This is a genomic window from Streptomyces sp. SID3343, from assembly GCF_009865215.1.
Lineage (GTDB): Bacteria > Actinomycetota > Actinomycetes > Streptomycetales > Streptomycetaceae > Embleya.
Genome location: NZ_WWJX01001472.1, coordinates 1 through 8,833 on the forward strand (window position 1 = coordinate 1; position 8,833 = coordinate 8,833).

Genomic DNA, 8,833 nt, shown 5'->3' on the forward strand with positions numbered 1-8,833 from the left:
TCCCCCCGACGGTGGCCGAGCGGTTGCACGCGCCGCTCGCGCTCGCCGCCGTCGCGCCCGTGCTGGTCGCCTTGGCGGCGTTCGGCCTGCGCCCGCCGGCGGGGTCCGCGCCCGAGCCGGACCGGGCCGCGGGGACCCTGCGGGTGGTCACCTACAACATCCGCATGGGTTACGGCATCGACGGCCGCTTCGACCTCGACCGGACCGCCACGACCATCCGTGCGCTCAAGCCCGACGTGCTGCTGCTCAACGAGGTCGACCGGGCCTGGTTCCTCAACGGCGGCCACGATGTGATGACCCTGCTCGCGCGTAGGTTGGACCTGCCCTACACCTTCGCGCCGGCCGCCGACCCGCAGTGGGGCGACGCGGTGCTGACCCGCAAGCCGATCGAGCATGTGGAGTCGATCAAGTTGCCCGCGGGCGGCGCCCCCACCGATGCGCAGGCGCTGGGGGTCGTGGTGGAGGCGGAGCCGGGCAAGCGGGTGGCGTTGGTGGCGACCCACCTTCAGGACGTGGACGACACGGTGCCGCAGGTCCAGGCCGACCGCGCCGCCGCGTTCGCCGCGAAGCTGGGCGCCGGCGGTGTGCCGGTCGCGGTGCTCGGCGACATGAACGCCACGATCGACAGTCCGCAGATGCGCGCGTTCACCGCGGGCGGCGTCGACCTGGTCGACGGCCTCGCGGGGGTGCGCCCGTTCAGGACCTACCCGGCCGACGAGCCGAAGCAGGAGATCGACCAGGTGCTCGTCGACCGCAGGCTCACGGTGCGCGCGGTCGACTCGCGGCCGTCCCGGGCGTCCGACCATCGCCCGGTGGCGGTCACCCTGTCCTACTGAGCGCGCGAGGGCGAGCGGCGGCGGTGCTCACGTGTGTGCGCGTGTCACGCGCGGCGGTTGGGGTTCGGCTTCGAGTTCGGACTCGTCGGGCTCGGACTCGGACAGTTGCCGGACGAGCCGTTCGAGGTCACCACGTGCCGTCCTCGCGCACCCGGACGAACGCGCTGCCCGCCGCCAAGGTGTTGATCGCCGCGTTGACGTCGGGGCCGAGGAACCAGTCGCCGGTGTGGTCGCGCGAGAAGACCCGCCCCGTGTCGTCGATGAGCAAGAACGCCTCACCGTCGCGCACACTGCCCAACGGGGTCACCGCGTGGCCGAGGAGTTCCCCGAACGCGGCACAGCCGTACGCCGTATGGATCGCCTCCAGCGGATCGAACGAGAAGGTACGCAGGGCGAGTTCCTCGCCCGGGCCGTCCTGCTCGACGCGCAGCGCGCCGTAGTGGGCCCACGCGTCCACCGCCATCGGGTGGACGGTGTGCGCGAATCCGTGCGGCGAACGATGGGTGGCCAGCGCCAGATGCAGGCGCCGGGCCCGCTCGTCGTCGCGGGAGTCGGGTTGCCAGCCGGCGCCCGAGAGCGCCAGTTTCGCCACGAAGGTCAACGGGGTCACGAGGAGACGACCTCGATCCCGACGTACTCCAGCATCGCGGCACACGCCCGGCACGGCGGTTGGAAGGTCCCGTGCGTGGGATCGCCGGCCTCTCGGATCCGAGTCACCGTCACCGCACCGGCGTTGGCCCGGAAACTTTCCCGCGCCCAGTCGTCGTCCATGCGTTCGCCCCCCCACTCCTGTTGCATCTGCCACAGGGCGTCGGAGACGAGTACCGTCTCGGCGCAGCGCCCGATGTACGGCTCGCGCAGATGGGTCGGCAGCGCGTCGAAGAAGTCGCGGATCACCGGGTGCAGGTCGGGTTCGCCGTCGCCCTTGATACTCGTGTGCGCGAACACCGTGTCGCCGACGACGAGCGCCCCCGACGTCGCCGGGAGGAAGTCGGGTGACACGTCGTCGCGTTCCGACTCCTGCTCGGCGCCGGCGGTGGTGTCGGCGGTGGTGTCGGCGAGATGCGCCGGGTCCACCTCCTCGGCCTTGATCCCGAGGACGAGCTTGATCAACGCCTCGTCGAGGGTGTCGCCGAGGTGGAAGAATCCGCCGGCGGGGTGCTCCTCGTAGACCCCGCCGTCCTCGCCCATGTACAGGACGCTGTGCATGTCGGCGGTCCAGCCGAACGGCAACGCGAACCGACCGAAGATTTGCGCCCGTTCGGTCAAGGCCCGCGGATTCGCCCCGGCCTCGATGTCGCCGATCGTGAAATCGAACCGGCGCAGCGAGATTCCCGGCGCGTCCTGCTCGACGGTGAGATCCCCGAACTCGGCGAGGGCCGCGCGCAACGCGGGAAAGACGGATCGCTCCCCCGGCATGGCCCGCAGCGCGTCGTCGGTCTTGGCGATCCATTCCGCGTAGCGCGCGGAAACGTCGCGCCCGGGAAACCAGCCGGCGCCGGTGAGCACCTGATCGACCTGATCGGGAAATCGGCCGGCGGGCATGCGGTCCTCCCTCGAATTGTCGTCAGGTGTGGACATGGGAAACCCCAAGATATCGGATCACTTCGGCACAGGAAGCACACGGCGGGACGTATGTGCCGTGCGGGAGAGCTCCCGGCGCGTTGTCGTGGTTGACGGAGTGCGTGGTCATCTCGCCGCCGCGCAGCAGTTCGCGCGCCTGCTCCGGTGTGAGCGGGGGTTGACCCGGGCGCTGCTGCTCGGCGTGGTGCAGGCGGTCCGAGAGCAACGGCACTTCCGCGCACCGGCCGTGGCCTTTGCTGCGTTCGCCCTCGGGGATCCGTTCGTACAGTTCGTCGATCGCCGGATGCGCGTTCACGTCGCCGCCGCGCACGCTCGTGTGGCTGGTGACCACGCCGTCGTGGTGGAACGAGCCCGCCATGGTGGGACGCGTCGACGGGCCCACCTGGCGGTCGGCGGCGACGGCACCTCGGGTGTCGTTCGCCAACTGCCGGGAGCTGTCGCCCATGACCGAATGTCGTTCCTGGCGACCGCGGTCCGAGCCGTCGAGGAACGTGGTGCGTCCCTCGTAGCCGACGGTCGCGCCGCGGCCGGTGGGTCCTTGCGTGCGTCGGATGGCCGGATTGCCGCCGGGGCCCTGCCAGTCGTAGGGCTTGCGGAAACCGGCGTACGGCGGCGGCCCGTTGCCCGTACCGCCACCCGAACCGCCGCTTCCGCCCGGCCGTTGCGGGCCGGACAGCGGATTGGGGCGCGACGACTTGCCGCCCTTGCCGCCGGACGGGCCGGCTCCCGGGCGACCGGGCGCGCCGCCCTGCCCGCTCGGGCCGCCCTTGCCGCCGGGGCCCTTGAGCAGGCTGTTCAGCTTGTCGGCGACGGCGCGGTCGGCCTTTTCGGTGCGGGCGCCGCCGTCGCGCAGGTTCTGCGCGGTGTGGCGAACGGTCCGGTGCAGGGCCTGCCCGGCGCGACTGTGCCCCTGCGAGATCGGCTCGAAGACCTTCCCGAATGCCTGCCCCAGGCCGTCCTTGTTCCAGAACGAGCCCTTGCTCTGCAGGACTCCGGACAGCTTGGAGTGCGCGGCCTCGATCCGGGCCGCCGAGGCGTCGATGCCGCTCGCACCGGTGGCGACGCTCTCCGGCGAGTGCTTGAAACCCTGCCCGCCTCGCGGCGGCGGAGCCACCGGCCTCGCCGGTGTGCCGCCGGTGCCGGCGCCCGGAGCGGAACCCGAACCGCTTCCCTCGGTGCCGGTCGCGCCGCGCTTGGGCGGTGGACCGACGGGCTTGCCGTCGTGTCCGGGCGGGCTCGCATCGGGCTTGTCCGCGGTCGAACCCGGTGGATGGTCGGTGGTGTTGTCGTGGCCGCCCTTGCCGCCCTTGCCGCCTTTGCTCACGGGCGCCGGCCCGTTCGCGCCGGCAACGACCGCGTAGCGCGATCGAGACGTCTCGACACCGTCAACCTCATGACCGACCCCCGTCGTCGTCAGGCCCAGCGAACAATGGGCGCAAGCCTACCCGCCGGTGGATCTTGTGGAGGTGGCCGGACGACGTCGTCACGGCCACTGGCGAGCGGGTCGATTTCGCATCGATCCGACGCAATGCCGGTAATGCGATGGATCATCGCCCCGACCCGAAGAATCGTTAAAACAGATTATCCGGCAAGCCGGGGACAATCCATGTCCCGGGTTGGCTTGATTCGACGCATACAACGCCTGCGCTTTCCGCTGATCGCACGCGGTGGAGGACATTGCGCTTAGCCGCAAGGATTTTCGAGGCGTGACTTCGACGCGATCGAGGCCGCCCTTCGGGCCCTGACGCAGGGTTACATATTGACAACGCCTTTGCGACTGGGCTCTACTTTTCCCGACGGCGAACAGCGGAAATAATTTCTCGCAACCAGCCGGAATTACCGCTCTGAGCTGTCTCGGTCATGCCCGAAAGGGTCGGTCCACAGTCAAAGGGAGGTGCTGTCGTGAAGATTCTTTTCTCTCTCAAGGAAAAGTTTACGCCTGAGAAGAGCTTGAAGGCGTACGCCTGGTACGCCTGGTACTGAACCGACGAAGCGGTCACCTGTACAGGGACGTGATTCGTCTTCCGGGCCCGTGTCCGGCGAAGCCCCCACCGGCCCGCCGGGCGCGGGCCTCCCGCTTTTGGAGACCAGGATGCACGTATCAGGGACGGGCCGGAGCACCCGGACCACCGTCTTCGCGCCGAGACTTCAGGCCCTCCTGCGCGACCATCGCGGCCAGGACGCCTTCCGCCTGGATTCCGACACCGTCGGCGTCGCCGGGCCCGCACTGACCGACGCCATCCTCGCCGCCAGACCGGCCGGCGAGCTGGAGCGCCCGACCTTCAAGCCGCTCCACGGGCGATCGATCCCCCGCGCCGAGGCGTCGACGGTCATGCGGGCCATCGGGCGCGACGTCCGGGCCGCACTGGCCAAGCCCACCGCGAAAGACGTCGATCTTTCCGGGGAATGGCCGCACGTCGGGCACGTGTATCTGCGCGACCTGATTCTGGGCGCCGATCCGTATCGGCTGCGCATCCTCATGGACCGCGCCCTGGAACTGACCCCCAAACTGACCTGGACGATCATCGCCGGCGGCGCGGCGCTGCCCCGCGGGCTCCGCCCGGGGGCGCCCGTATCGAGCATCGCGGGACTGACCGCCGAAGCCTCGACCTACCGCGACCGCCGCTACGCCATGGGCTTGTATCGGCGAGCGGCCGCCCCGGTCTGTTTCACCGTCTCCACACTCGTCGCCAACGCGCTGTGGCTGGGCGCGCCCTTCGCCGACGACACGCCCAACCCGTCGATCCTCTACGAGTCGATGCGGCTGCTCCCGCCGTCCTGGAACATCCTGCGCCACGCGTCCCCCGAATATCCGGCGCTGGACGCACGAATCACCGCGGCCGACGACGTGCTGATCCTGGCGCTGCTCAGCCAGCGCGACCCCGCGATCTGGGACGACCCCGACGAGTTTCGGCCCGAGCGCTGGGACCGACTCGACCCCGACGACCAGGCCGGTTACCTCCCGTTCGGGCACGTCTCCGAACGCTGTTGGGGTCGGCACATGGTGATGCCCCTGGCCGAAATGCTGCTCGACCTGCTGCGCGGAGACGGTCTGACCGTCGACCCGAGCCAGTACACGGCCGAGGTGCCCCTCGCCGGCCTGCTCGGCGTGGCCGGGGTCCGCGTCACCCGAGCCTGAACCCGAGCGCGACGCGCACACGGCTGCCCGTACCGGAGATATCCCGGTCCGGGCAGCCGTCACGTACTCGCGGGCCGCGCCACCCCGCGTGCCCGCCGGGTCGGCCGACTCAGCCCCGCGCCGAGGCCGCTGCCTGATCGGGGTCCGGATCGCCGAAGGAGGAAGGTTCCTGCGGATCGTGTTTGCCGAAGTAGGCGACCGCCACCGCTCCCGACACCGCGAGCACGAAGCCCATGATCGCCATCCACGCGAGACCGTCCCGCGAGGTGTCGCCCAGCCACAACACCCCCACCGCGCCCGGTACCACCGTCTCGCCGACCACCAGGGCGGCCGTCGCCCCGTTGACCGAACCGATCTGCAACGCGATCGTGTGCAGGTACATGCCGCCGATACCGCCGATGAGCACCGCGTACAGCGCCGGGTCGGCGGCGAGCCTGCCCAGGTCGAACGGGTCGATCCCGTCCAGGATGCGCACCCCGATGCCGAGGCCACCGAAGCCGAGCCCCGACAACAGACCGGCGACGATCGCCCCGTTGGCGCCCAGGAATCGGACCAACACCGTCCCGCCCACGATCACCACGATCGTGACGATCAGCACCCACCAGTGGGTGGCCCGAGGACTGTGCCCGTCACCCTCGGGACCGGCCGCGATCCCCAGCAGCACGAGTGCTCCGCACACCACGCCGATCGAGGTCCAGTCCGCCCGGTGCAGCTTGATCCCGAGCAGCTTGATCCCGAGCACGGCCGTGATCACCAGGTTCGCGCTGATGATGGTCTGCGACAGGAACAGCGGCAGCAGCCGCGCCGCGAGGGCGCCCAGCGCGAAGCCGACGAAGTCGAGCACCGTCCCGAGGATGAACTCCCACGTGACCGCCGCCTTGGCCGTCGACGACAGACTCGGCCCGCCGTAGCCGGTGACCGCCGAAGGGCTCCCGGGGTCCTGCTTCGCCGCCTCCTCGCGCGCGGATCTGCGCGATCCGACCGCTTGCAATACCGAGCCCACGCCGTAACACGCGGAAGCCGCGACGGCAGTGGCGAGACCGACGATCACTGAAAACCCCATTTCGCACGTCGACGGCACGACGGAGATCCCGCCGAGCCGTTCCGGGGCTAACGAACGCGGTGCGGCGGTGATCCCCGAAACACCGATTCTCCGTGATCCGCCGCGCGAGACCCCCACCGGACCGGCCGGTCCCCGTCGCGGCGACCGGGCCGTCGCCGCGACGGGTTCGGCTGCCGGCTCCTCGAACACCGGCCGGCTCGTCCACCGGCTCGCTCGTCCACCGGCTCTTTCGACTAGCGACTCGTGGGTGGCCTGTCCGACCTGGCCAACACCGTGCCGTCGGCCGCATAGGCGACCACCACCCCTGTCCCACCGCCGATGGACGGATGCGACACGTCGCGCGACACGGGGGCTGCGTCGAGGTAGTACACCGCCCAACCGGGCGAGCCCGCGAGCGTGAGCACGTGCGCGTCCAGGGTCCGGTCGGCGAATTCGATGGTGACCCGGGCCGGGGCAAGCGTGGCCTGGTAGCGAAACGCGCCGGTGTACAGGGCACCGTCGGACCCACCGAAGACGCGAACGTTGATCGAGCCGAATCCCAGATTGCCGTCGAGCACCTTTTTCGCCTGCGGTTCCGCGGGCGACGTCTGCCCGGGCGCGGGTGGCACCTCGACCACGTGTTGCCCGTCCGCGGTCAGCCACAGCACCCGGCCGGCCTCGGCGGTGACCTGTTCCCCCGGCGCCACCGTGCGCACCGGGGGGGCGGGGGCCGAGGGACCGGGTGACGGCGTGCCGGGCGCCGGGCCGATCGAGGCGGACGAGGACGGCCCGGGCACCTGTGCCGGCAACTGTGTGACGGCCGGCCCGGAAGCGCTCTCCGAATGGCCGAGCCCCACCGCGACGACGGCCGAACACATGACGACGACCACGCCCATCGCTCCCCGAACCAGGGTCAGGCGCCTGCGGATTGCCGTACCTCGGCGCACCACCTCGGCAACCGGAGCGGGGCTCGTCGATACCCGATCGGCGAACTGCCGGAGTTCGGTGCGCAGTTGCTGTTCGTCGTTCATCGAGCCTCCTCCTGGACGATCGCTTCCGCGCGTCGCGCGTCGATCAGCGCGCCGTCCTTGCGCAGTTTCTCCAGCCCCCGCGACACCTGGCTCTTCGCGGTGCCCAGTCGACATCCCAGCGCCGCCGCGATCTCCGTCTGCGACATGTCCTCGAAGTAGCACAGCACCACGGCCGCGCGCTGCCGCGCCGGCAGCCGTGCGAGCGCGCTCATCAACACGTCGCGCTCGGCCGTCAGTTCGGCCCCGTCGGGAGTGGGCGTGTCCGGTATCCGGGGCGTGACCCACTCCCGGATCCGGGACCTGCGGAAACGGTCGGTGTTGGTGTGCACCATGATCCGGCGCACGTACCCGTCGATGTTGTCGCTGCGCCGCACGTGGTGCCACTTCGCGTACACCCTGGCCAGGGTGGTCTGCGCGAGATCCTCCGCGTCGTGGTGATGGCCGCCGGTGAGCAGATACGCGGTGCGCAGCAACCCGGGCCAGCGGCTCGTCATGAACGCTCGGAAGTCCTCTTCCTCCTGCACGGTCTTCAAGCAAGTCCTCACGAGAATTCGATACGGCGTCGGGGCTCGAACGCCGTGTCCGAGCGCGGGGACCGAGCGCGTCGCCCGATCCCCGCGACCGGTTCTCCGCGGGCGGCGACACCACCGCCCGGCCCGGCTACTTCTTGGCGTCGACCGGCTTCGCGTGGGCCGGCGGAGCGAGCTTCGCGAGGACGCTGCCGTCCGCCGCGTAGCCCGTGACCACGGGCGAGCCGCCCATGGGGTTGTCCCTGTCATGCTTCACGGCGGGGCCGTCGACGTAGTAGACCGCCCAACCCGGCGTGCCGGCGAGCGTGATCACCTGCGCGTCGAGCGTCTCGCCGGCCACCGCGACCGTTACTTTGGCGAGCACTCCCGAACCGCGGTAGGCGCCGGTGTACAGGGCTCCCCCGCCGCCACCGAAGGTGCGGGCGTTGATCGAGTCCGATCCGAAGTTGCCGTCCAGGACCTGCTTGGCCTGCTCTTGGGCGGGCCCCTTCTCCCCGGGCGACAACGGCACCGTCACCACGTGCCGACCGTCCGCCGTCAGCCACACGTGGTTGCCGAGCCCGTCGGCGATCCGCTCACCGGGGGCAACCACCCGAGCCGCGAGCGGGACGGGCGCGGCGGCCGGCGCGACGGAGCCGAGCGCGGGCGCGGCGGCCTCCGGGGCGACGGCG

9 protein-coding genes are annotated in these 8,833 nt (G+C 70.8%); 2 read left to right on the forward strand and 7 right to left on the reverse strand.

Translation table 11 applies throughout. The features are described from left to right. Window positions 1-836: endonuclease/exonuclease/phosphatase family protein (locus GT354_RS46810; protein ID WP_202513082.1), on the forward strand; the 836-nt coding region annotated here is incomplete at its 5' end. A 127-nt stretch (window positions 837-963) separates the two neighbouring features. Here GT354_RS46810 and GT354_RS46815 read toward each other — a convergent pair. The 3 genes from GT354_RS46815 to GT354_RS56945 are packed head-to-tail and all read right to left on the reverse strand — an operon-like array spanning window position 964 to window position 3,744. Continuing rightward, the gene (locus GT354_RS46815; protein ID WP_161363777.1) at window positions 964-1,446 is read right to left on the reverse strand and encodes an SUKH-3 domain-containing protein; all 483 of its coding nucleotides are present in this window, start codon (window positions 1,444-1,446) and stop codon (window positions 964-966) included. Then, the gene (locus GT354_RS46820) at window positions 1,443-2,381 is read right to left on the reverse strand and encodes an SUKH-3 domain-containing protein (protein ID WP_161363780.1); all 939 of its coding nucleotides are present in this window, start codon (window positions 2,379-2,381) and stop codon (window positions 1,443-1,445) included. Before GT354_RS46820 ends, GT354_RS46815 begins: the two co-directional genes overlap by 4 nt. Window positions 2,382-2,403: 22 nt before the next feature. Beyond that, window positions 2,404-3,744, reverse strand: a complete 1,341-nt coding sequence (locus GT354_RS56945) for a YwqJ-related putative deaminase (protein WP_161363782.1) — start codon at window positions 3,742-3,744, stop codon at window positions 2,404-2,406. Window positions 3,745-4,512: 768 nt separating this feature from the next. Here GT354_RS56945 and GT354_RS46830 point away from each other — a divergent pair. Beyond that, entirely contained in the window at window positions 4,513-5,559 is a 1,047-nt protein-coding gene (locus tag GT354_RS46830) for a cytochrome P450 (RefSeq protein WP_161363785.1), read from the forward strand. A gap of 109 nt (window positions 5,560-5,668) precedes the next feature. On the opposite strand, the gene GT354_RS46835 is transcribed toward GT354_RS46830, so the two are convergent. The 4 genes from GT354_RS46835 to GT354_RS46850 all read right to left on the reverse strand — a co-directional run. After that, on the reverse strand, window positions 5,669-6,610 hold the full coding sequence (locus tag GT354_RS46835) for a hypothetical protein (RefSeq protein WP_161363792.1): 942 nt from the start codon (window positions 6,608-6,610) through the stop codon (window positions 5,669-5,671). Window positions 6,611-6,855: 245 nt separating this feature from the next. Continuing rightward, window positions 6,856-7,632 (reverse strand): hypothetical protein, encoded by a 777-nt coding sequence (locus GT354_RS46840; RefSeq protein ID WP_161363787.1) that lies wholly within the window; start codon window positions 7,630-7,632, stop codon window positions 6,856-6,858. Next, window positions 7,629-8,156 carry a SigE family RNA polymerase sigma factor gene (locus GT354_RS46845; RefSeq protein ID WP_346012492.1) on the reverse strand — a complete coding sequence of 176 codons (528 nt, stop codon included), beginning with the start codon at window positions 8,154-8,156 and terminating at the stop codon, window positions 7,629-7,631. Before GT354_RS46845 ends, GT354_RS46840 begins: the two co-directional genes overlap by 4 nt. A 136-nt stretch (window positions 8,157-8,292) precedes the next feature. Continuing rightward, a partial coding sequence (locus tag GT354_RS46850; RefSeq protein ID WP_161363791.1) for a hypothetical protein occupies window positions 8,293-8,833 on the reverse strand: 541 nt, incomplete at its 5' end.